Origin of the sequence: Cryobacterium sp. TMT2-18-2 (genome assembly GCF_004402245.1) — a bacterium.
GTDB lineage: Bacteria > Actinomycetota > Actinomycetes > Actinomycetales > Microbacteriaceae > Cryobacterium > Cryobacterium sandaracinum.
The window spans coordinates 59,065-80,337 of record NZ_SOFU01000037.1; the positions used below are offsets into that span (position 1 = coordinate 59,065).

At 69.2% G+C, this 21,273-nt stretch carries 16 protein-coding genes; 3 read left to right on the plus strand and 13 right to left on the minus strand.

The annotated features are described in order from the left end of the window. Window positions 1-34: 34 nt before the first annotated feature. Together E3O22_RS13350 and E3O22_RS13355 are read right to left on the minus strand one after the other, a co-directional pair. Window positions 35-1,390 carry a pitrilysin family protein gene (locus E3O22_RS13350; protein WP_134394657.1) on the minus strand — a complete coding sequence of 452 codons (1,356 nt, stop codon included), beginning with the start codon at window positions 1,388-1,390 and terminating at the stop codon, window positions 35-37. Between the two features lie 56 nt (window positions 1,391-1,446). Further along, window positions 1,447-2,508: an aldo/keto reductase gene (locus tag E3O22_RS13355; RefSeq protein ID WP_134394659.1), complete on the minus strand. Its 1,062-nt coding sequence runs from the start codon at window positions 2,506-2,508 to the stop codon at window positions 1,447-1,449. 273 nt (window positions 2,509-2,781) lie between these two features. On the opposite strand from E3O22_RS13355, the gene E3O22_RS13360 reads away from it, so the two are divergent. After that, entirely contained in the window at window positions 2,782-4,401 is a 1,620-nt protein-coding gene (locus E3O22_RS13360; protein WP_134394660.1) for a peptide chain release factor 3, read from the plus strand. A 93-nt stretch (window positions 4,402-4,494) separates the two neighbouring features. Here the strand turns inward: E3O22_RS13360 and E3O22_RS13365 are convergent, their stop codons facing one another. Both E3O22_RS13365 and E3O22_RS13370 read right to left on the minus strand, forming a co-directional pair. After that, window positions 4,495-6,537: a transglycosylase domain-containing protein gene (locus E3O22_RS13365; protein ID WP_166784653.1), complete on the minus strand. Its 2,043-nt coding sequence runs from the start codon at window positions 6,535-6,537 to the stop codon at window positions 4,495-4,497. A 135-nt stretch (window positions 6,538-6,672) separates the two neighbouring features. Further along, entirely contained in the window at window positions 6,673-8,361 is a 1,689-nt protein-coding gene (locus E3O22_RS13370) for a ribonuclease J (protein WP_233191417.1), read from the minus strand. 332 nt (window positions 8,362-8,693) lie between these two features. On the opposite strand from E3O22_RS13370, the gene E3O22_RS13375 reads away from it, so the two are divergent. Further along, window positions 8,694-9,197, plus strand: a complete 504-nt coding sequence (locus E3O22_RS13375) for a glutathione peroxidase (RefSeq protein ID WP_134394663.1) — start codon at window positions 8,694-8,696, stop codon at window positions 9,195-9,197. A 255-nt stretch (window positions 9,198-9,452) separates the two neighbouring features. Here E3O22_RS13375 and E3O22_RS13380 read toward each other — a convergent pair whose 3' ends face one another. Genes E3O22_RS13380 through E3O22_RS13400 form a run of 5 tightly spaced genes read right to left on the minus strand, consistent with a single transcriptional unit; the run spans window position 9,453 to window position 15,799 of the window. Then, a complete protein-coding gene (locus tag E3O22_RS13380) occupies window positions 9,453-10,316 on the minus strand; it encodes a CoA ester lyase (protein WP_134394664.1) in 864 nt (287 codons plus the stop codon). After that, window positions 10,313-10,798 (minus strand): MaoC family dehydratase, encoded by a 486-nt coding sequence (locus E3O22_RS13385; protein WP_134394666.1) that lies wholly within the window; start codon window positions 10,796-10,798, stop codon window positions 10,313-10,315. Before E3O22_RS13385 ends, E3O22_RS13380 begins: the two co-directional genes overlap by 4 nt. 11 nt (window positions 10,799-10,809) lie before the next feature. Then, on the minus strand, window positions 10,810-11,976 hold the full coding sequence (locus E3O22_RS13390; RefSeq protein WP_134394668.1) for an acyl-CoA dehydrogenase family protein: 1,167 nt from the start codon (window positions 11,974-11,976) through the stop codon (window positions 10,810-10,812). Continuing rightward, entirely contained in the window at window positions 11,973-14,183 is a 2,211-nt protein-coding gene (locus tag E3O22_RS13395) for a biotin carboxylase N-terminal domain-containing protein (protein ID WP_134394670.1), read from the minus strand. The genes E3O22_RS13390 and E3O22_RS13395 overlap by 4 nt, the downstream gene beginning before the upstream one ends. An 8-nt stretch (window positions 14,184-14,191) precedes the next feature. Further along, window positions 14,192-15,799, minus strand: a complete 1,608-nt coding sequence (locus E3O22_RS13400; RefSeq protein ID WP_134394672.1) for a carboxyl transferase domain-containing protein — start codon at window positions 15,797-15,799, stop codon at window positions 14,192-14,194. A 121-nt stretch (window positions 15,800-15,920) separates the two neighbouring features. On the opposite strand from E3O22_RS13400, the gene E3O22_RS13405 reads away from it, so the two are divergent. Beyond that, on the plus strand, window positions 15,921-16,562 hold the full coding sequence (locus tag E3O22_RS13405; RefSeq protein ID WP_134394674.1) for a TetR/AcrR family transcriptional regulator: 642 nt from the start codon (window positions 15,921-15,923) through the stop codon (window positions 16,560-16,562). A 44-nt stretch (window positions 16,563-16,606) separates the two neighbouring features. Here E3O22_RS13405 and E3O22_RS13410 read toward each other — a convergent pair whose 3' ends face one another. The 4 genes from E3O22_RS13410 to pdhA all read right to left on the minus strand — a co-directional run bounded on the left by E3O22_RS13410 (window position 16,607) and on the right by pdhA (window position 21,156). Then, the gene (locus E3O22_RS13410) at window positions 16,607-17,269 is read right to left on the minus strand and encodes a VOC family protein (RefSeq protein ID WP_134394676.1); all 663 of its coding nucleotides are present in this window, start codon (window positions 17,267-17,269) and stop codon (window positions 16,607-16,609) included. A 184-nt stretch (window positions 17,270-17,453) separates the two neighbouring features. Beyond that, window positions 17,454-18,956 carry a dihydrolipoamide acetyltransferase family protein gene (locus tag E3O22_RS13415; protein WP_134394678.1) on the minus strand — a complete coding sequence of 501 codons (1,503 nt, stop codon included), beginning with the start codon at window positions 18,954-18,956 and terminating at the stop codon, window positions 17,454-17,456. Next, on the minus strand, window positions 18,953-20,047 hold the full coding sequence (locus tag E3O22_RS13420; protein WP_134394680.1) for an alpha-ketoacid dehydrogenase subunit beta: 1,095 nt from the start codon (window positions 20,045-20,047) through the stop codon (window positions 18,953-18,955). Before E3O22_RS13420 ends, E3O22_RS13415 begins: the two co-directional genes overlap by 4 nt. Further along, on the minus strand, window positions 20,047-21,156 hold the full coding sequence (pdhA, locus tag E3O22_RS13425) for a pyruvate dehydrogenase (acetyl-transferring) E1 component subunit alpha (RefSeq protein ID WP_134394681.1): 1,110 nt from the start codon (window positions 21,154-21,156) through the stop codon (window positions 20,047-20,049). The genes E3O22_RS13420 and pdhA overlap by 1 nt, the downstream gene beginning before the upstream one ends. Between the last annotated feature and the right edge of the window lie 117 nt (window positions 21,157-21,273).

A 21,273-nucleotide genomic window follows, 5' to 3' on the forward strand; every position in this document is an offset into this window, starting at 1 on the left:
CTGGGCTCCGAGTTTCTGGGCCCGACAGTTTTGCTCAGGAGGGCACTGCGGTCGGCAGGATCCCGGCGAAGACGTCGTCGTCGAGCGCGCCGACCGCGGAGATGGAGAGCGAGCCGGCGGCCAGCTCGGCGGCGAGGTTCTGGACGTCGTCGGCCGTGACGCGCGCGAGCCGGCGGAGGGCCTCGTCGAGGTCGATGAACTCGCCGAGGGTGATCTCGGCGCGGCCCAACCGGGACATCCGGGTATCGGAGTCTTCCAGGGCGAGAGCGGATGCGCCGGACAACTGCCCCGCGGCCCGCGTCATCTCGTCGGCCGTGACGCCGTGGTCGGCGAGTCGGTGCAGCTCGCCCAGCATCAGCTCGGCCACCTGGCCGGACTTCGCCGGGGTGCAGCCCGCGTACATGCCGAACAGTCCCGCATCCGAGTAGCCGGGCGCGAAGGAGTAGACCGAATAGGCCAGACCGCGCTTCTCGCGGATCTCCTGGAACAGGCGCGAGGACATGCCCCCGCCGAAGATCGAGGTGAGCACGCTCATGGTGACGCGCCGATCGTCGGTGGCCAGGAGGCCGGGGAAGCCCATCAGGATGTTCGCCTGTTCGAGCGGGCGGCGCACGATGGTGACCGCATCACCCTGGCTGAGCGCGGCAGGGGCACCGGCCCGGCGGCCGACCGGGGGCGCGACAACGCTGAGGTCCCAGCCGGCGAGGGCGAGGGACCTGGTGACTGCGGCGACCAGCACGTCGTGGTCGACCGCGCCGGCCACGGTGACGACCAGGTCCTGCGGGCGGTAGTTCGCCCGGTAGTGTTCCAGAACGGCGGCGTGCGTGGCCGCACGGATCGTGTCGGGACTACCGCCGATCGGGCGCCCGAGCGCGTGATCGCCCATGACCGCCTCGAAGAAGCGCTCGTTGGCGACGTCGGCCGGGTCGTCGTCGGCCATGGCCAGCTCTTCGAGGATGACGCCCCGCTCGTTCTCGAACTCAACCGGGTCGAGCAGTGACGACGTGAGCATGTCGGTGAGCACCTCGACCGCCATCGGCAGGTCTCGGTCTTGCACCTTGGCGTAGTAGCAGGTGTATTCCTTGGCCGTCATCGCGTTGTGCTCACCGCCGACCGAGTCGAAGGCGATCGCGATGTCGAGGGCGGTGCGCTTGGCGGTGCCCTTGAACAGGAGGTGTTCCAGAAAGTGGGTGGACCCGAAGTGGCCGGGCTCCTCGTCGCGGGAGCCGACCGCGACCCAGTAGCCGATGGTCAGGCTGCGGCTGCCGGGAACGTGTTCCGACACGATGCGCACACCGCTCGGCAACACGCTGCGGCGCACCAGGGAATCACCTGCCGCGCGAAACGAGAGTTCGGGCAGATCCAGAGAGAATTCGACGGCACCGTTCATGACTAGACCACCTTACGTCACGGCGCCGGCACGGCCCGGGTGCCGGCACCGGTGCGTTAGGCCGAGATCCGGTCGAGGTCTACCATGTCGCTGCGGGTCAGACGGATGCCGGCCGCCGTCACGAGGGCGTCGACCTGTTCGGGCTGGCTGGCACTGGCCACCGGCGCCACGACCGGCCCCCGTGCGAGCAGCCACGCGATCGCGATCGCCGCCGGCGGCGCCTCGTGCTCCTCGGCGATGCGGTCCAGCACCGCAAGCACGCGGAATCCGCTGCGGTTGCGGTATTGGGCGCCGCGGGAGCTGCGAGTGGTCTTCTCCAAATCGGCCTTCGACCGGTACCGGCCGGCCAGAAATCCGTGGGCGAGCGCGAAATAGGGGAGCACCGCCATTCCCTGGGCGCGGGTGACGAGGGCGAGGGAGGATTCGAATGCGGTGCGGTGCAGGAGGTTGTACTGCGTTTGCAGGGCGACAAAGCGGGGCAGGCCGTTCGCCGCGAGAACGCGGGCCTCCATCAGACGTTCGGCGGAGAAGTTGGAGGCGGCGAGGTAGCGCACCTGGCCGCGGCGCATGAGCACATCGACGGCGCCGAGGCTCTCTTCCAGCGGCACGGTCGGGTCGTCGAAGTGGAAGTGCAGCAGGTCGATGTAGTCCGTCCCCAGTCGGTCGAGGGAGGCGTGCACTGCGCCGATGATGCTGCGGGAGGAGAGCCCGGGGTTGTCGAGGTTCTTGCCGATCTTGGTGGCGATGACGGTGCTGTCGCGCGTTCGGCGCGAGCGCAGCCACGACCCGATGATCACCTCGCTGCGGCCGGAGGTGTAGCTGTCGGCCGTGTCGAGGAAGTTGCCGGCCAGGTCGCGGTGACGGTCGAGGATGCGGTGGCTCGTGGCGCCGTCTGCCGTCCACCCGAACACGCTCGTGCCGAGTGCCAGCGGGTGCACGGTGAGGTCGGTGTCGGCAATCGTGCGGCGGAGCGCCAGGGGGGACGCCCCGGTCGCGGGGGCGGCCCGCGGGACGTACGGATCCGGGATCGCGAGCGGGGGCGGCAAAGCCGCCTGCGGGGCGGTCGGGATGGACGTCGAGATCGGAGCCGGGCCCTGTCCGGTCGGATGAGCGGGCATGCTGGTGGTCGTATGGCGGGAACCGTGCATGCTCGGACGCGGCATCCGTCGTCTCCCTTCGGTTGAGCCGAGGTTATCCCCGAGGCCGAACGTTGCACAGGACACGCCTGGACCGTTACCAAACCGTGCGCGCATCGGGCCTGAACCCCGCCACCGGAAGCGGAGAACCAGTTCCCAGAGTGTGAAGTTAGAATTGGGGAGAACCGATTCCTGAGTAGCGGCCGCCCAGGCAACGCCCCCCGCCTGCCCGAATCATCCGCGAAAGAAGGATCCATGACGCAGCTCGCCGGCGTGTCCACGCCCGAGGTATTGAAAGAAGCGCGCAGGCGACGCACGTTCGCCGTGATTTCGCACCCCGACGCGGGGAAGTCGACGCTCACCGAGGCCCTGCTGCTGCACGCGCGGGCCATCACCACGGCCGGCGCCACGCACGGCAAGGCCGGCCGGCGCGGCACCGTCTCCGACTGGATGGCGATGGAGCAGGCCCGCGGCATCTCCGTGACCAGCGCGGCGATCCAGTTCGAGTACCGCGACGCCGTGATCAATCTGGTGGACACCCCCGGGCACGCCGACTTCTCCGAGGACACCTTCCGCGTGCTCTCCGCCGTCGACGCCGCAGTCATGCTCGTCGACGCCAGCAAGGGTCTCGAGGTGCAGACCATGAAGCTCTTCGAGGTGTGCAAGCAGCGCGGCCTACCGGTGATCACGGTCATCAACAAGTGGGACCGTCCCGGTGCCGAGGCGCTGGACCTGATGGACGAGATCCGGGAGCGCACGGGACTCCTGCCCACTCCCCTGACCTGGCCCGTCGGGATCGCCGGTGACTTCCGCGGCGTGATCGACCGGTCCTCACACGAATTCATCCGCTTTCACCGCACCGCCGGCGGAACGAAAGCCGCCGAACCCGAACGCTTGAGTGTGGCCGTCGCGGCCGCTGAGGAGGGCGCAGCCTGGGTCACCGCGGCCGAGGAGTCCGAGCTGCTCGCCGAGGAGAGCCAGGACCACGATGAGGCCCGCTTCCTCGCGAACGAGACCACCCCGGTGCTGTTCGCCGCGGCCGTGCTCAATTTCGGCGTGCAGCACATTCTGGACACCCTCGTGGACTTCGCGCCGGCCGCGGAAGCCCGGGAGAACGCATCCGGTGGCCACCGCCCCGTGGACAGCGCCTTCTCCGGTTTCGTGTTCAAGGTGCAGTCCGGTATGAACGCCTCACACCGCGACCACGTCGCGTTCGTGCGGGTCTGTTCGGGTCAGTTCCGGCGCGGGATGATCGTGACCCACGCGGCCAGCGGGCGGCCGTTCGCCACCAAGTACGCCCAGCACCTGTTCGGGCGCGAGCGAGAGGTGGCCGACGAGGCCTGGCCCGGCGACATCGTCGGCCTGGTCAATGCCTCCGCCCTGCGGGTGGGCGACTCGATCTTCGAGATCGAACCGGTGGAATACCCGCCGCTGCCGATGTTCGCGCCCGAGCACTTCCGGGTGGTGCGGTCCGCGGACTCCAGCAAGCACAAGCAGTTCCGTCGCGGCATAGACCAGCTTGACCACGAGGGTGTCATTCAGGTGCTGCGGTCGGAGCTGCGCGGCGACCAGGCGCCGGTGCTCGGCGCGGTCGGGCCGATGCAGTTCGAGGTTGTCGAGGAACGGATGACGCACGACTTCGGCGCCGCCATTCGCACCGAGGCTCTGCCGTACCAGCTGGCCCGGCGCACCGACCGCGCGAGCGCCGAGATCCTCGGCCACGACCGCCAGGTCGAGGTGCTGATGCGCTCCGACGGCACGCTGCTCGCCCTGTTCAGCACTCCGTGGCGGCTGCGAAACACCGTGCGCGACCACCCCGAGCTGATGCTGGAAGACCTCGCCACGGGCAGCAACGAGGTTCCCGCCGCGTATTAGGCGCGTCGGTCCTGATTCGCAGGCAAGCAGCCCGAACCGCGAGGGCAGCGGCCAGCACGAGGGCCGCGGCCAGGCGGATGCCGTCGGACGGGGTCAGCGGGTCAGATCGCGCGGCGGCTCCGTGAACTCGTCTCCGCCGTACTTTTCGTTGGCGACGCCCATCATCTCGGGCCACATCCGGTGCCGGGCCGTGGCCGCCTGCCCGCTCTCGAAATATGTCTCCCGCTGGTCCTCGCCGACCCCGGACACGTTCATGACGCCCACGATGGTGGCGACCTTCGTGCTCGCCCCAGCCATCCAGGTGTCCCTGTTCTCATCGGTGGTGCCGGTCTTGCCGATCATCGGCACCTGCGGGTCGGTGTCGTAGTACGACGGGCTACCCGAGCCTCTGGTCATCACGCGCTCCATCGCGTAGCTCATGGCCGCGGCCACCTCGGGGGTGACGGACTGCGTGCAATTCGACTGCGGGGCGGGAAGTTCGGCTCCGTCGGGGCCGGTGATCCGGTCGATCACGATCGGGGTGCAGGTGACGCCGTTGTTGGCGATCCCCGCGTAGGCGGCGGCCATCGTCAGCGGCGCGATCTCATTGGTGCCCAGCACCGCGGACGCGCCCTGTTCCAGAGCGCCACCATCGGCGCGGTGCACGCCGAAGGCTTCGGCCGTCTTGCGGATGCCGCAAAGGTCGAGTTCCTTGGCCATTCCGATGAAGCCGGTATTGATCGAGTCGATGGTCGATTCCAGGGCGGAATAGGAAGAATCGTCATCCGAGGAGGAGTCGTTGCCGGGCGCGAAGCTCTCGCCGTAGTCCTGGGGACCGTTGCAACTGTCCTCGAAGGTTCCCCACTCGTCGCGTTCCCAGGCGCTGACCGAGTCGGCGAGCGAATTACCCTGAGTGAGCCATTCGGCGAGGGTGAAGACCTTGTAGGTCGACCCGGTCTGGAATCCGTTGGAGCCGCCCTGGTCGAGATCGGTGTTGTAGTTGATGCCGGTGAAGTTCGCTCCGGTGTCGGCCGGGTCCTGGCTATAGTCCTTGTTCTGGGTCATGGCCAGAACACGCCCTGTACCGACGCCCACGCTCGTGATCACGCCGCCGAGATCCCAGTCCTCGAAGGTCTTGGGCACGTTCTCGGCCATGGTGCTCTCTGCCGCGCTCTGCAGTTCCGGGTCGAGGGTCGTGTACACGTTGTAGCCGCCGAGCCGGAAGTTGGCCAGGCGGGCATCGGCATCCGCCCCGAAGGCCGGATCGTTCCGGAGGGTCTGGAGTACCAGGTCGCAGAAGTAGGCGCTTCCGCCCGCGGTGCGGCACCCCGTGCTCGGTTCGGTGATGGTCGGTTCGATCGGAGCGCTGATCGCGGCGTCGTGGTCGGCCGTGCTGATCTTCTGGTTCTCCTGCATCTCGTCGAGGATGTAATCACGGCGTTCCTTGTTGGCCGCGTACCCGTTGGCGGCGCCGTTGGTCGGGCTGTCGGGTTCGTCGAGCTGGAACTTGACCGGGTTGTTCACGATCGCGACGAGGCTCGCGGCCTGCGGCAGCGTCAGCGCGGCCGCAGTCGTGTTGAAGTAGTAGTTGGCGGCCGCCTCGATGCCGTAGACGGATCCACCGAAGCCGGTGATGTTCAGGTACTGCCGCAGGATGTCGTCCTTGGAGGACTTCTTCTCCAGACCGACGGCGAGGCTCATCTCCTTGAGTTTGCGCCACGGGCTGGTCTCCGTGGCCGCGTCGTAGCAGGTCATGCGCTCGGCGTCGTCGGAAAGGGCCTCGCACTGCTGCACGAGCACATTTTTCACGTACTGCTGGGTGATCGAGGATCCGCCGCGGACGTCGCCGGTGAACAGCGTGGTGACGGCGCCGGTGAGGCTGCCCCAGATGTTCACGCCGCCGTGCTCGTAGAATCCGGGATCCTCGCCGGAGGTCGCCGCATCCTTCACGTACCGGCTGATCGCATCCGAACTCACTTCGACCCGGTTCTGGTCATAGAAGGAGGCGAGCAGATAGGGCGAACCGTCACTCGCTGTGGCGTAGATGTTGCTCTTCTGCGACAACCGGCCGATCGACAGGTCGTCGGGCAGATTGACCACGACCGCGATCGCCGTCGTCGCCAGCAGGGCCACGACGACACCGAGCGCGATCAGCACACGCGAACGCCGCCGGGACCGACGGGCGTTTCTTCTACCGGACAATTCAGAGGGCATGGGCGCCGAGTCGTTTCTGGTCGCGAAGGAAGCGGGAGGGCCGCCGGGCCGAACGGCCCGGCGGCCCGGCGACTACAATCAGGCGTCGACGACGACCGAGGTGATGACCGGGATGCGGCGGTACTTGCGCTGCATCCAGCGCGTCAGACTCTGCGTGAAGATGTCTTCGAGCTCTGCGCCGTTGACGATCTTGACCTTGTTCGCGGCGCGCAGGGCGTCATCGATGGACTTGGTCGCGCCCTGGATCCACTCGTTGTCCTGCACGAAGCCACGGGCGATGAACTCGACCGGCTCGGTGAGAAGCCCGGTGCGGGTGTCGAGGATGCCGAGGATCGTGACGGCGCCGTCGTTGGAGAGCTGCACGCGGTCGGCGAGAGCCTCCTCGGAGCCGCCGCCGCCGACCGTCATACCGTGCACGAAGACGAGCTCGGCAGCCACGCGGCCGGTGACCTTCGCGACACCGTCGACGAGGTCGACAACCACGCCGTCTTCGACGACGAGGACCTGGTCCTCGGGGACGCCCGTGCGGATAGCGAGATCGGCATTGGACTTGAGGTGGCGCCATTCGCCGTGGTACGGGATGACGTTCTTGGGTTTGACGATGTTGTAGACGTAGACAAGTTCGCCGGCCGACGCATGGCCGGAGACGTGCACCTTGGCATTGCCCTTGTGCACGACGTTGGCACCCCAGCGGGTGAGGCCGTTGATGACCCGGTAGATCGAGTTCTCGTTGCCGGGGATCAGCGAACTGGCCAGCAGAACGGTGTCGCCCTCGCCGATCTTGATGGTGTGCTCGCGGTTGGCCATGCGGGCCAGCGCGGCCATGGGCTCACCCTGCGAACCGGTGCAGATGAGGACGACCTTGTCGTCCTTCATCCGGTCGAAGGCCTTGACGTCAACCAGGAGGCCCTTGGGCACCTGAAGGAAGCCCAGTTTCTCGGCGATGCCCATGTTGCGCACCATCGAGCGTCCGACGAAGGCCACCTTGCGGTTGTGGCGGGCGGCGGCGTCGATGACCTGCTGGATACGGTGCACGTGGCTGGCGAAGCTGGAAACGATGATCCGGCGCGGAGCGGTGCGGAAGACGGCGTCGATGGCCGGGCGGATGTCTTCCTCGGTCACCGTGAACCCGGGAACCTCGGCGTTGGTCGAGTCGGTCAGGAACAGGTCGACGCCCTCCTCTCCGAGCCGGGCGAAGCCGGGGAGGTCGGTGAGGCGGTTGTCGAGGGGGAACTGGTCCATCTTGAAGTCACCGGTGACGAGCACGAGGCCGGCCTCGGTGCGGATCGCGACGGCGAGTCCGTCGGGGATCGAGTGGTTCACGGCGAGGAACTCGAGATCGAACGGGCCGGCCTTGCGGCGCTGACCCTCCTTGACCTCGATCAGGCGCGGCGTGATGCGGTGCTCTTCGAGCTTCGCTGTGACGAAGGCCAGGGTCAGCTGCGATCCGATGACGGGGATGTCCTTGCGCTCGCGCAGCAGGTACGGCACGCCGCCGATGTGGTCTTCGTGGCCGTGGGTGAGCACGATGGCCTCGATGTCCTGGAGGCGGTCGCGCAGCGACGAAAAATCGGGCAGGATCACGTTGATGCCGGGTTGGGTCTCTTCGGGGAAGAGAACGCCGCAGTCCACGATCAGGAGCTTGCCCTTGTGTTCGAAGACCGTCATGTTGCGGCCGATCTCGCCGAGACCGCCGAGCGGGGTGACGCGGAGGCCGCGCCTGGGCAGCTGCGGCGGCGTGGACAGGTCGAGCGGGTGCTTGGTCAAAAAAACTCATTTCTCAGTGTGAAAACGCGCGCGTCGCGGGCGTGTCTCGCGTAGTGGACCGTTGTCGGGTCCTGGTGAACGGATGTTCTGGTGCACAGATCGTGCAAAGTCTGGATTCGGGCGGCCGCGCCCGGGGCGGACGCTGGTGTCCGATCGGGTCGGAGTCGAGGCTGAGTCCGAAGGCGGTGGCGTCAGGTCCGTGAAGTCATCGACACGGCAGTCGAGAGGGCACGGATGATGCTCATGACGCCCCATTCTACCGCAGCCTGGTCAGCCCCTTCACCGCTCCCCTGCCCAGCCTTCTCGAAGGCAGCACCGGTAGCGTCCGACGTATGTCTGCCTCAGAGCTCTATTCGACCCCGCTCACCCTTATCGACGGCACGGAGACGACCTTCGGCCAGTTCGGTGGCAAGGCCGTCCTGGTCGTGAACGTCGCCTCGAAATGTGGGTTCACCCCGCAGTACGCCGGTCTCGAAGCGCTCTACCAGAAGTACCAGGACGAGGGACTCGTCGTGCTCGGCCTTCCCTGCAACCAGTTCATGGGACAGGAGCCAGGGGCCGAGGCGGACATTGAGTCGTTCTGCCAGATGAACTACGGCGTCACCTTCCCGCTGAGCGTGAAGGTCGACGTGCGCGGCAGGCACCAGCACCCGCTTTACGCTCAGCTGACCAAGTTCAAGTCGGGCCTGCTGCCCGGTCTGATCAAGTGGAACTTCGAGAAGTTCCTGGTGAGTCCCGGGGGCGAGATCGTCAACCGCTTCGCGTCCACGGTCGAGCCGGAGTCCGACGAGATCGTACAGGCGATCGAGAAGACCCTCGCGGCCAACGCCGCCTAAGACCCCACCGAGCCGGTTGGAGCCCCCGGCTCCCCCGGGGTGGGTCGGCCCCGGCCGCGCTCGCGCGTGTGGTCAACTCAGGACATCCGTCGCCCGGCTGAACCTGCCGCCGCGGACCAGTGCGGAATAGGCGCGGATGCCCGGCGTGGCCAGACGTATCTCCTGATTAAGCCACACGGCGCCTCGGGTATGCCGCAGGGCTTACGCGGTTCGGGCAATCAGCGGTCGCTCCGCCCCGCGCTGTGCCAGAGGCAGCTAGTGCTCCACCGAGTCGGCCGGAGCCGGTCCCGTCGGAAATCCCGGTTCCGGCGGAACGGCCGCCGCCCGCCGCAGCACGGCCTCGGCGTGGCGCAGCAGGGGTGCGTCGATCATGCGCCCCTGGTAGGCGAACACGCCCCCCTCTCCCGCGGCCGCCTCCAGGATCTGCCACGCCGCCGTGACCTCGGCAGGCGTGGGCCGGTAGGCGGCCCGGATGACGGGCACCTGGCTGGGGTGGATGCAGGCGGTGGCGCGAAATCCGCTCGCGACCGCATCCACCACCTCGGCCTGCAGACCCTCGAGGTCGGGGATGGCCAGGAACACGCCGTCCACGGCCGCCTTGTCGTTGGCCCCGGCCGCCAGGAGCACAGCGGACCGAGCGTGGCGGGCGATGGCGCGGTAGCTGCCGTCGGGGAACCGGCTCGAGCTGCCACCGAGCGAGGCCACCAGGTCGTCGGCGCCCCACATCAGCGCCACCACATTGGGCTCGGCCGCAATCGAGGGGGCGGCGAGCACCCCCGCGGCGGTCTCGCAGAGTGCGATCACCTCGAACCGGGCCAGAGCGGCGAGGTGGGTGGCGCTCACGGTCTTCGGCAGCATCACGTAGCGGTACAGGGTGTCGTCGAGGGCGGCGAGGTCAAGCTGGAAGTCGGGCGTGTCGGCCGGGTTGACGCGCACGACGGTGCGTTCGGGGTCGAGCGGATGGCTGACCAGCAGGCCTCGAGCGCGTGCCCGGTTGCCGGGCAGGAGCGCATCCTCCAGGTCGAGGATCACGGCATCCGCCCGCTCCGCCGCCTTGCGATACCGGTCGGGGCGGTCGGCCGGGCAGAACAGCAGCGCGGGTCCAAGGTCGAAGCTCATTGGACGGCCTCCCGGCACCAGACCAGCACCGTGCGCTCGGCCGTGGCCACCACGTCGCCCTTCTGGTTCCGACCGGTGTGCCGGAGCGTGACCAGCCCCTGGCCCGGCCGGGACGCCGACAGCCGGCGGGCGGTGACGATCGTGTCGGAGTAGAGGGTGTCGCCGTGGAAGAGCGGATGCGGGAACGTCACCTCCCCGAAGCCGAGGTTCGCCACGATCGTGCCCTGCGTCAGCTGCGCGACCGAACTGCCCACCAGCGTCGCCAACGTGAACATCGAGTTGACCAGGCGCTGCCCGAACGGCTGGGTGGCCGCCCACGCCGCGTCAAGGTGCAGTGCCTGCGAGTTCATGGTCAGCGTGCTGAAGAGCACGTTGTCGGCCTCGGTCACCGTGCGACCGGGGCTGTGCCGGTAGCGGGCCTCGAGGTCGAATTCCTCGTAATACAGTCCGCGCTGCTCGATCGTGCGTCGTTCGTCGTTCATTTTCCTCCCGCCTAACCGGTGAACCCAAGCGCCCGCGAGATGACCATCAGCTGAACCTCGGTAGTGCCTTCACCGAGCTCGAGCACCTTCGAGTCGCGGTAGTGCCTCGCCACCGGGTTCTCGTTCAGGAACCCGTATCCGCCAAAGATCTGGGTCGCGTCGCGAGCGTTGTCCATGGCGGCTTCGCTTCCCACCATTTTGGCAATCGAGGCCTCCATTTTGAAGGGGTGTCCGTGCACCATTTTCATGGCCGCGTCGTAGTAGGCGAGGCGGGCCGTGTGCACGCGCGCCTGCATCCGTGCGATCTTGAACGCGATGTGCTGGTTGGAGCCGATCGACCGGCCGAACACGTTGCGCTCGTTGGCGTAACGGATGGCCTCCTCGAGGCAGCCCTGCGCCGCGCCCGTGCACAGCGCGGCGAAGGCGATCCGCCCCTCGTCGAGGGTCTGCACGAAGTTGGCGAAGCCGCGTCCGCGTTCGCCGAGCAGGTTGGCCTCTGGCACGCGCACGTTGTCGAAGAGCAGCGGATGCGTGTCGGAGGTGTGCCAGCCCACCTTGTCGTAGGCCGGCAGCGCCGTGAACCCGGGCGTCGGGGTGGGCACCAGGATGGCCGTGAGCTCCTTCTTGACCGAGCCGTCGGGGCGCTGGGACTCGCCGGTGACGGCTGTCACGGTGACCAGCCGGGTGATTTCGGAGCCGGAGTTGGTGATGAACTGCTTCGTGCCGTTGATGACCCATTCGCCGCCGGTGAGCTCGGCCGTGGTTCTGGTGCCGGCGGCGTCGGAGCCGGCATCGGCCTCGGTCAGCCCGAATGCGGCGAGCGCGCGCCCACTGGTCAGCAGCGGCACCCACTCCTGCTTCTGCTCCTCGGTGCCACGCCGGTAGACCGGCATGATGCCGAGCCCCACGCCGGCCTCGAGGGTGACGGCGATGGACTGGTCGACCCGGGCGAGCTGCTCGACGGCGAGGCAGAGCGCGAAGTAGTCCTGGCCCTGGCCGCCGTACTCCTTCGGGAACGGCAGGCCGAACAGTCCCAGCTCCCCCATCTGGGCGATGATGTCGTAGGGCAGGCTGCGCTTGGTGTCGTACTCGTAGGCGGCCGGCGCCACGACCGTGTCGGCGAAGTCGCGCACGGTGTCGCTGAGCTGCTGCTGCTGCTCGGTCAGTTCCTGTTTCACGTTGGGTCTCCCTTGACTGGCGTGGCTGGTGGTGTGGCTTCCGTCCCGGTGGTCACGGCGGCGGCGGCGGTGGCGGCGGTGGCGGCGGCGGTGACTGTGGCGACGATCTGGTCGAGGCGCACGAGGTCACCCGGGCGCACGCCGATGGTGAGCCGGCCATCCGTCTCGGCCAGCAGATGGTGCTCCATTTTCATGGCCTCCACGGTGAGGATGCGCTGGCCGGCGACGATCAGGTCGCCCGTGGCGAGGTGCACGGCAACCACTGTCCCGGGCATCGGCGAGCGCACCTCCGGCCGGGCCGCCCCGGCCTCTCCTCCGGCCCGGTCGAGGCCGGCGAGGCGGTCGGCGAGCTGCTCGGCCCGGGAGCGGTGCACCAGCTCGGTGCCGAAACCGCTCTGGCCGAGCCAGAGGCGCGGACCGTCGGCCACAAGCTGCAGCACCTCAAGGCGGTCGCCCAGTTCACAGGCGAAGGTGTCGGCGCGGCCGGTGACGGGCGCGAGTCGGCCGGGAACGGGCGTCCGTTCGTCGATGGCCACGCTCAGGCCGTCCGGACCGGTCAGCACGGCAACGTCGACGGTTTCGGTGGCGCTGACCCGCAGGCTGTAGTGCACCGGCCGGGCCGGACCGAGCCGCCAGCCGCTCGGCTGTGCCCACAGGCCGGCGGTGGCGCTCGTCGTGGTGGCGGTGGCGCGCGCGTGCAGGAACAGGGCCGCGGCGGCCGGCAGGTGGTCGGGCAGCGGTTGCCCGGGCATCCCCCGGAGTCCGAGACCGGGCAGGCTGCGCTCGATCAGGCCGGTGTCGAGGCGGCCGGCGCGCACGTCGGGGTTGTGCAGCAGCAACCGGAGGAACTCCACGTTGGTGTGCACCCCGAGCACCACGGTGTCGGCGAGCGCCCGGTCGAGGCGGGAGAGGGCCTCGGCGCGGTCAGCACCCCAGGCGATCACCTTGGCGAGCATCGGGTCGTAGACCCCCGAGATCGGCAGGCCCGGACGCAGCGAGCTGTCGACCCGGATGCCCGCGCCGACCGGTTCGGACAGGCTGCGCACGGTGCCCTGGCTGGGGAGAAAACCACGCGCCGGGTTCTCGGCGTAGAGGCGCGCCTCGATCGCGTGCCCGGTGAGCACCACCTCCGCCTGGGTGAGCGGCAGCGGTTCCCCCGCGGCGATGCGCAGCTGCCACTCGACCAGATCGAGGCCGGTGACCAGCTCGGTCACCGGGTGCTCCACCTGCAGCCGGGTGTTCATCTCCATGAAGAAGAACTGGTCCGGGGCCGCATCGGAGACCAGGAACTCCACCGTGCCGGCGCCGGTGTAGCCGACGCTCCGGGCGGCCTGGCAGGCTGCCTCGCCGATGCGTGCCCGCGTGGCCGGGTCGAGCAGCGGAGAGGGAGCCTCCTCGATCACCTTCTGGTGGCGGCGCTGCAGGGAGCACTCGCGCTCACCGAGGTGGATCACGGCGCCCGAGGCGTCGGCGAGCACCTGCACCTCGATGTGCCGGGGCTGATCGATGAAGCGCTCGAGCAGCAGGGTGTCGTCGCCGAACGCACCCTGCGCCACGCGCCGGGCCGTGACGAGCGCGGCGGCGAGCTCGCCCGCGGCGTCGACCCGCAGCATCCCCTTGCCGCCGCCGCCCGCGGACGGTTTGATCAGGAGCGGGTAGCCCACCTCCTCCGCGGCGGCGATGAGCTGCTCGTCGGTCTGGCCGGGCCGGGAGAACCCGGGAATGACGGGCACACCGCTGTCGGCGACATGGTTCTTGCCGCGGATCTTGTCGCCCATCACGGCAAGGGCGTTCAGACCCGGTCCGACGAAGACGAGGCCGGCGGGGGCGCAGGCGCGGGCGAAGGCCTCGTTCTCACTGAGGAATCCGTAGCCGGGATGCACGGCGTCGGCGCCGGTGGCCGCCGCGGCCGCCAGGATCGCGTCGATGTTCAGGTAGCTCGCCTGAGGCGCGGCCGGGCCGAGGCGCACCGCGGCATCCGCGAGACTCACGTGCAGCGCATCACGGTCGGCATCGCTGTAGACGGCCACCGAACGGATGCCCATCGTGCGCAGGGTGCGGATGATGCGGCAGGCGATCTCGCCGCGATTGGCGACCAGCACGGTCTCGAAGGGTGTCGAGGACGGTGTCGATGCGTTCGGTGTCGGTGCGTTCGGTGTCGGTGCGTTCGGTGTCGGTGCGTTCGGTGTCGGTGCGTTCGGTGTCATGATGCGCCTCACATCCGGAAGAGGCCGAAGGCGGTGTCGGGCAGGGGTGGCCCGGAAACAACGTCGAGGGCCAGGCCCAGCACGGTGCGGGTGTCGGCCGGGTCGATCACCCCGTCGTCCCAGAGCCGGGCGGTCGAATAGTAGGGGCTGCCCTGCCGCTCGTACTGGGCGGTGACGGGCGCGGTGACCTCCTCCGCGGCATCCGTCGACCAGGGCAGGCCGGCCTTCTCCCGCTGCTCGCGTTTGACGGTGACGAGAACGGATGCGGCCTGCGGGCCGCCCATCACGGAGATGCGGCTGTTCGGCCACATCCAGAGGAAGCGGGGCGAGTAGGCGCGGCCGCACATCGAATAGTTGCCGGCGCCGAACGACCCGCCGATCACGACCGTGAGCTTGGGCACGCGCGCGGTGGCGACGGCGGTGACCATTTTCGCGCCGTTCTTGGCGATGCCGCCGGCCTCATAGTCGCGGCCGACCATAAAACCGGAGATGTTCTGCAGGAACAGCAGCGGGATGCCGCGCTGGTCGCACAGCTCGATGAAGTGTGCACCTTTGAGGGCGGATTCGGAGAACAGCACACCGTTGTTGGCGATGATGCCGACCGGATGGCCATGCAGATGCGCGAAGCCGGTGACCAGGGTCGTACCGTACTCCTTCTTGAACTCATGGAACTCGCTGCCGTCAACCAGCCGCATGATCACCTCGTGCACGTCGTAGCGGCCCTGCGGGTCGGTCGGCACCGCGCCGTAGAGCTCGGCCGGGTCGGCGACGGGGTCGACGGCCGGCATCCTCGGCCAGGCCGGCGGCGGAGGCGCGGGCAGGTAGCGCACGATGTCCCGCACGATCTGGAGTGCGTGCTCGTCGTCCTCGGCGAGGTGGTCGGTCACCCCGGAGGTGCGGGCATGAAGGTCACCGCCGCCGAGCTCCTCGGCCGTGACGATTTCGCCGATCGCCGCCTTCACCAGCGGCGGGCCGCCGAGGAAGATGGTTCCCTGATTCCGTACGATCACGGTTTCGTCGCTCATCGCCGGCACGTAGGCGCCGCCCGCGGTGCAGGATCCCAGCACGGCGGCGATCTGCGGGATCTTGGCCGCCGACATCCGGGCCTGGTTGTAGAAGATGCGGCCGAAGTGGTCACGGTCGGGGAAGACCTCGTCCTGCAGCGGCAGGAAGGCCCCGCCCGAATCGACCAGGTAGACGCACGGGAGCCGGTTCTCGAATGCGATCTCCTGCGCCCGGAGGTGCTTCTTGACCGTCATCGGATAGTAGGTTCCGCCCTTGACGGTGGCGTCGTTGGAGATGACGAGCACGTGGCGGCCGTGGATCAGCCCGATCCCGGCGATCAGGCCGGCACCGGGGCTGTCGTCGCCGTAGAGGCCGGTGGCGGCCAGGGGTGCGATCTCGAGGAAGGGGCTGCCGGCATCCAGCAGCCGGTCGATGCGTTCGCGCGGCAGCAGTTTGCCACGGGCGAGGTGGCGCTGGCGGGAGGCCTCGGGACCGCCGAGGGCGACGACGGCGAGACGGCGGCGCAGATCGGCGACGAGCTCGCGGTGGGCGGTGGCGTTCGCGTCGAAGGCCGGACTGGTCGAGTCGATCAGACTCGCGAGTGTCTCCATCGACGACTTCCCGCTTTCCCGCTTGAGTGTTCAGCCGGTACAGTTAGCGTGCACTAACCGAAAATCACGTTAGCGGTTCCTAACTGAGTTGTCCAGAGTTTCCGCGTGAACGGAGCATCGAATGGGAGTCCTCCCGTCGTCGCCGACGGCTCGGAGCCAGGCCAAGGCCGACCGGCGGCAGGCCCTGCTCGGGGCCGCCGCCACGCTGTTCGCCCGGTCGGGCTACAACGGGGTCTCGATCGAGGACCTCGGCGCGGCCGTCGGCGTGAGCGGGCCGGCCGTCTACCGGCACTTCAGCGGTAAGCCGGCCGTGCTGGCCGCGCTGCTGGTGGAGGTCAGCGAGACGCTGGTGGCGGGCGGGCAGGCCGTGGTCGCCGGCGCTCCGGATGCCGCGGGCGCACTCCACGCGCTGGTGCGCTTCCACACGGACTTCGCCCTCTCGCATCCGAACGTCATCCGTGTGCAGGACCGGGACCTGGACAGCCTCGCCGCCCCAGACCGGCACCAGGTGCGCGCCCTGCAACGCACCTACGTGGAGCTGTGGGTGCGCGTGCTCGGGCAGGTGCACCCCGAGGTTGATGCGCCGCTGCTGCGCATCCGTGCCCAGGCGACGTTCGGACTACTGAACTCGACCCCGCACACGCTGCCGGCGTCGCCGAGCGGCAAGGTGCGGCCGCTGCTCGAGGAGATGGCGCTCGCGGCGCTCGGGGCCGGGGGGCTCGCGGGCGGCGGGCTCGCGGGCGGCGGGCTCGCGCCGGCGTGAGCCGGGCATCCGTCGACGAGCCATCAGACGAATCCGTCACCGGCTCAGGAGACGGTGGTGCAGACGCAGAGCTCGTTGCCCTCGGGGTCGGCCAGGACCCACCAGTCGGGGGCGTGCTCGTCGGTGAGGAGATCGCCGCCGGCGGCGATGACGTCCTGCACCCGGGACTCGGCGTCGATCGTGGGCAGATACACGTCGAGGTGGATGCGGTTGCGCTCGGTGCGCGCGATAGCCATCGTCTGGAACCAGACCCGCGGTCCCTGGTCGTGTGGATCGACGAGTTCGATCTCGCCCTCGCTGTCGACCTCCACGTAGCCGAGACCCACCCGCCAGAACGGCCGGATCGCTTCGGCGTCGGTGCAGTCGATCGCCACGTCGTAGCGGGCCGGCCGCACCGGCGCACGGTCGGCGCCCTGCGCAGCCGCGAGTTCCTGGATGCGCAGCGCAAGCCGCAGGTCACGGTCGGTCACGCCGCCGGCGTCGTGGGACGAAAGGCGGAAGCCGACGCGGCCGTAGCCGAGCCGCACGTCGGGGTGGTGATTCATCGCATCCGCCGCCTCGGCAACCTGGTCGACCAGGCGCACAGCCGAGGCGAAGTCCCGGGTCGTGAACGAGCCGTGCAGGGCGCCGTCGAGGTGGACGAAGGCACCGCCGGAGAGAACGGACTCGGTGTCGAGAGGGGTGAGGAGGGTGCCCGGTGATTTCATCCCCCCACTCTGCTGCGCGGTCCGAACCCCGTCAAGGCTCGCTCGGGAGCATCCGTTGCCGGCCGGCTCCCGCAGGCTGCGAACCAATTCGACGGAGATTTTTGGAAAAATGCCCGGTTTACCCGCATTTCGGGGTGTGGGAGCACGATCTCCGTCGAATTCGTCAGGGACTGACCACTGACTCCTACAGGAGGGCGAGGGCGCGCGCGGGGTTGGCGAGAATGCCGGCGACGTCGGTCAGGAACCGGGCCGCCTGCTCGCCGTCGACGAGACGGTGGTCGAAGGCGACGCTGAGAGTGACCACCTGCCGCAGCGCGACCTCGCCGCGATACTCCCACGGCCGCGGCGCGATCGCTCCCAGCGCGAGGATCACGGCCTCCCCCGGAGGCAGGATCGGCGTGCCCGCATCGATGCCGAACGAGCCAATGTTGGTGATCGAGATCGTGCCGCCGTGCAGGGCGGCCGGGCTGGTCGCTCCCGCCCGGGCGGTGCTGGTCAGTGCGGCGAGCGCCGCGGCGAGGTCGGCGAGAGCCAGCCGGTCGGCATCCGGGATGCTGGGCACGATCAGCCCGCGCGGCGTGGCGGCGGCGATGCCGAGGTTCACGTAGTGGAACTGAACGATCTCGCCGGCCGCCTCGTCCCAGCGGGTGTTGACCTCGGGCGTGCGGGCGACGGCGAGGCAGAGCGCCTTCGCGACCACGGCAAGGACGCCGATGCGCGCGTCGGCGAACCCCCGGTCGCGTTTCAGCGCGTCGATCAACTCGATCGTCGGCGTCACATCCACGGTCAGGAACTCCGTGGCGTGCGGCGCGGTGAAGGCGCTCTGCACCATGGCGGCGGCGGTCTGCTTGCGCACGCTCCGGATCGGGCTGCGGGTTTCCCGGGCACGGGGCACGGATGCCGGGGGCCGGTCCTCCGGTTCGGCGCGTCCGAGCTCGAGTCCCGGCTCGTGCGGTGTGAGGCAGACGCCGAGGGCTGCGGGGGCGGCGTACGCCGCCACGTCCTCCCGAATGATGAGGCCCGTCGGACCGGTCCCGGTCACCTGGGTCAGGTCGACGCCCAGTGTGCGAGCCAGCGCGCGCACCGGCGGCGTGGACCGCGGGCGCTCCCCGGTAGCCGGCATCTCCCGAGTCGCGGGTGACGCGGCCGAAGTTGCGGCCGGCGTGGACGTTGCGGCCGGCGTCGACGTTGCGGCCGGCGTCGACGTTGCTGCCGGCGTCGACGTTGCTGCCGGAGTAGAGACCCCGGCCCGGCCCGGCGCATCCGTCGCCCCCGCGCGGGCTCGTCGCTGCGGCCGCCCGCCACGCTCGACCGCGGCGCCGTACCCCACGAGCACGGCCAGCCGTTCGGGCTCGCCGGCAGGAGCCGAAGGAGCAGCAGGAGCAGAGGGAGCAGAGGGAGCCGCATCGGCGGGAGGAGCGGTTGAAGGAATTGAGGGAGGCGCGGCGCCGGCGACCTCGAAGGAGACGATCGGGTCGCCCACGTGCACGGTGGTGCCGGGCTGCTGGTGGAGTTCGGCGACCACACCCGCGAAGGGCGACGGCAACTCGACGACGGCCTTGGCCGTCTCGACCTCGGCGATGAGCTGGTTGAGCGTCACCGTGTCGCCGGGCGCGACCCGCCAGGCAACGATCTCCGATTCGGTCAGCCCCTCGCCGAGGTCGGGCAACCTGAAAACCTTGATCATCGTCGTCGTCCCAGCACTCGGTCGACGCCATCGAGCATGCGGTCGAGGTCGGGCAGGTGGTGGCTCTCCAACTTCGCCGCCGGGTACGGGATGTCGAAGCCCGTGACCCGCACCGGTGAAGCCTCAAGGTAGTCGAAGCAGCGCTCGGTGACCTCGGCGATGATCTCGCCACCCAGCCCACCCGAGCGGGAGGCCTCGTGAGTGACGACGAGCCGGCCCGTTTTGCGAACGGATGCCTCGACGGCGGCGTAGTCGATGGGCGAGAGCGAGCGCAGGTCGATGACCTCGACCGAGATGCCCTCGTCGGAGGCGGCGAGCGCGGCATCCGTCGCCGTGGTCACCAGCGCTCCGTAGGCAATCAGCGTGACGTCGGTGCCGGCGGCCACGACCCGGGCACTCTCGAAGGGCTCGCCGAGTTGCGGGGTCACCGGGCCGGCAGCGTGGTAGCGGCGTTTGGGCTCGAAGAAGAGGACCGGGTCGTCGGAGGCGATCGCCTGGCGGATCAGGCTGTAGGCGTCCTGCGGGTTCGAGACCGCGATCACGCGCAGGCCCGAGGTGTGCGTGAAGTAGGCCTCGGGCGATTCGGAGTGGTGTTCGGCGGCGCCGATGCCGCCGCCGAACGGCACCCGGATGGTGATGGGCATGCGCAGGGCCCCCTGGGTGCGGTAGTGGAACCGGGCCACCTGGCTGACGATCTGGTCGAATCCGGGGAAGATGAAGCCGTCGAACTGGATCTCGCAGACCGGGCGGTAGCCGCGGTACGCCAGCCCCACCGCGGTGCCGATGATGGCGGACTCGGCCAGCGGGGTGTCGACGACCCGGTTCGGCCCGAACTCGGCGAGCAGGTCGCTGGTCACCCGGAACACGCCGCCGAGGGCGCCGATATCCTCGCCGAGGAGCACCACCTTCGGGTCGTCGAGCATGGATTGGCGCAGCCCGGCGTTGATCGCCTTGGCCAGGGTCAGGGTCTTCGTCTCCGTCAGCGCCGCCTCGATCGGCGGCACCGGCGTCACAGGAACGGGCGTCACAGGCACCGGCGTCGCGCCGTTCGCGGGTGCAGCCGGTGCACTCCGGATGGTTTCGATTGACATCAGACCTTCCCTCCGGTCGGCTCGAAGCTCGCCAGGTAGGCCGCGTACTCCGCGCGCTGGCGGTCGACCCCGGCATGCGGGGTGGCGTAGACGTTGGCGAGCACGGTCAACGGCTCCGGGTCAGGCAGGCCGATACAGCCGGCGCGCAGCTCGGCGGCCGTGGCCTCGGCCAGAGCCTGGGTCTCGGACTCCAGCTCGGGGGTGAACAGGCCGAGAGAGTCGAGCAGCCGTCGCAGTCGCAGGATCGGGTCTTTCTTCGCCCACTCCTCGAGTTCGGCCGCGGGCCGGTAGCGAGTGGGGTCGTCCGCGGTCGTGTGCGGGCCCATCCGGTAGGTGACGGCTTCGATGAAGGTGGGGCCTCCCCCGGTGCGGGCGCGGTTCAGGGCCAGCCGGGTCGCGGCCATCACGGCCAGGATGTCGTTGCCGTCGATTCGGAGGCTGGGAATGCCGAACCCGGGGGCCCGGCCGGCGATGCCGAAGCGGGTCTGCAGTCCGACCGGCTCGGAGATGGCCCAGTGGTTGTTCTGGCAGAAGAAGACCACCGGTGCCTGAAAGCTCGCCGCGAACACGAGCGCCTCGCTGACGTCGCCCTCGCTGGTCGCGCCGTCGCCGAAGTAGGCCACGGCCACCGAGTCCGCGCCGTCGAACCGGGCTCCCATCGCCCAGCCCGTGGCGTGCAGGGTCTGCGCCCCGATGATGATGCTGGGCGTCGCCATTCGGTACACCAGCGGATCCCAGCCGGATTGCGCGGTGCCGCGCCACACCCGGAGGATGTCGGTGGGCGCTACGCCCCGGCACCAGGCGACGGCGTTCTCACGGTAACTGGAGAAGACGAAGTCGTCGGCGCGGAGCGCGCGGCCCGAGCCGATCTGCGCGGCCTCCTGGCCGAGCAACGGCGGCCAGAGCCCCAGCTCTCCCTGACGCTGCAGCGCCGTGGCCTCGGCGTCGATGCGGCGCACCACCACCATGTCCTGGTACAGCGCCGCGAGGTCGGCCCCGGTCACCTCCGCGACCCAGGGATCCAGATCGGCGTCGGCCAGCCGCATCCCCTCGGGGCTCAGCAGCTGCAGAAGAGTGTCGGGGGTCTCCCCGGTGTGGACAGTGTGCATCAGATGCGCTCCCAGCGTCGTTGCCGAAGTTGTTGAGAGCGTACGATTCCGCGACATGGAGCACAACCATGACAATAAATTTTGAGCAATTTGCCCTATTCATGGGGCACCCTGCCT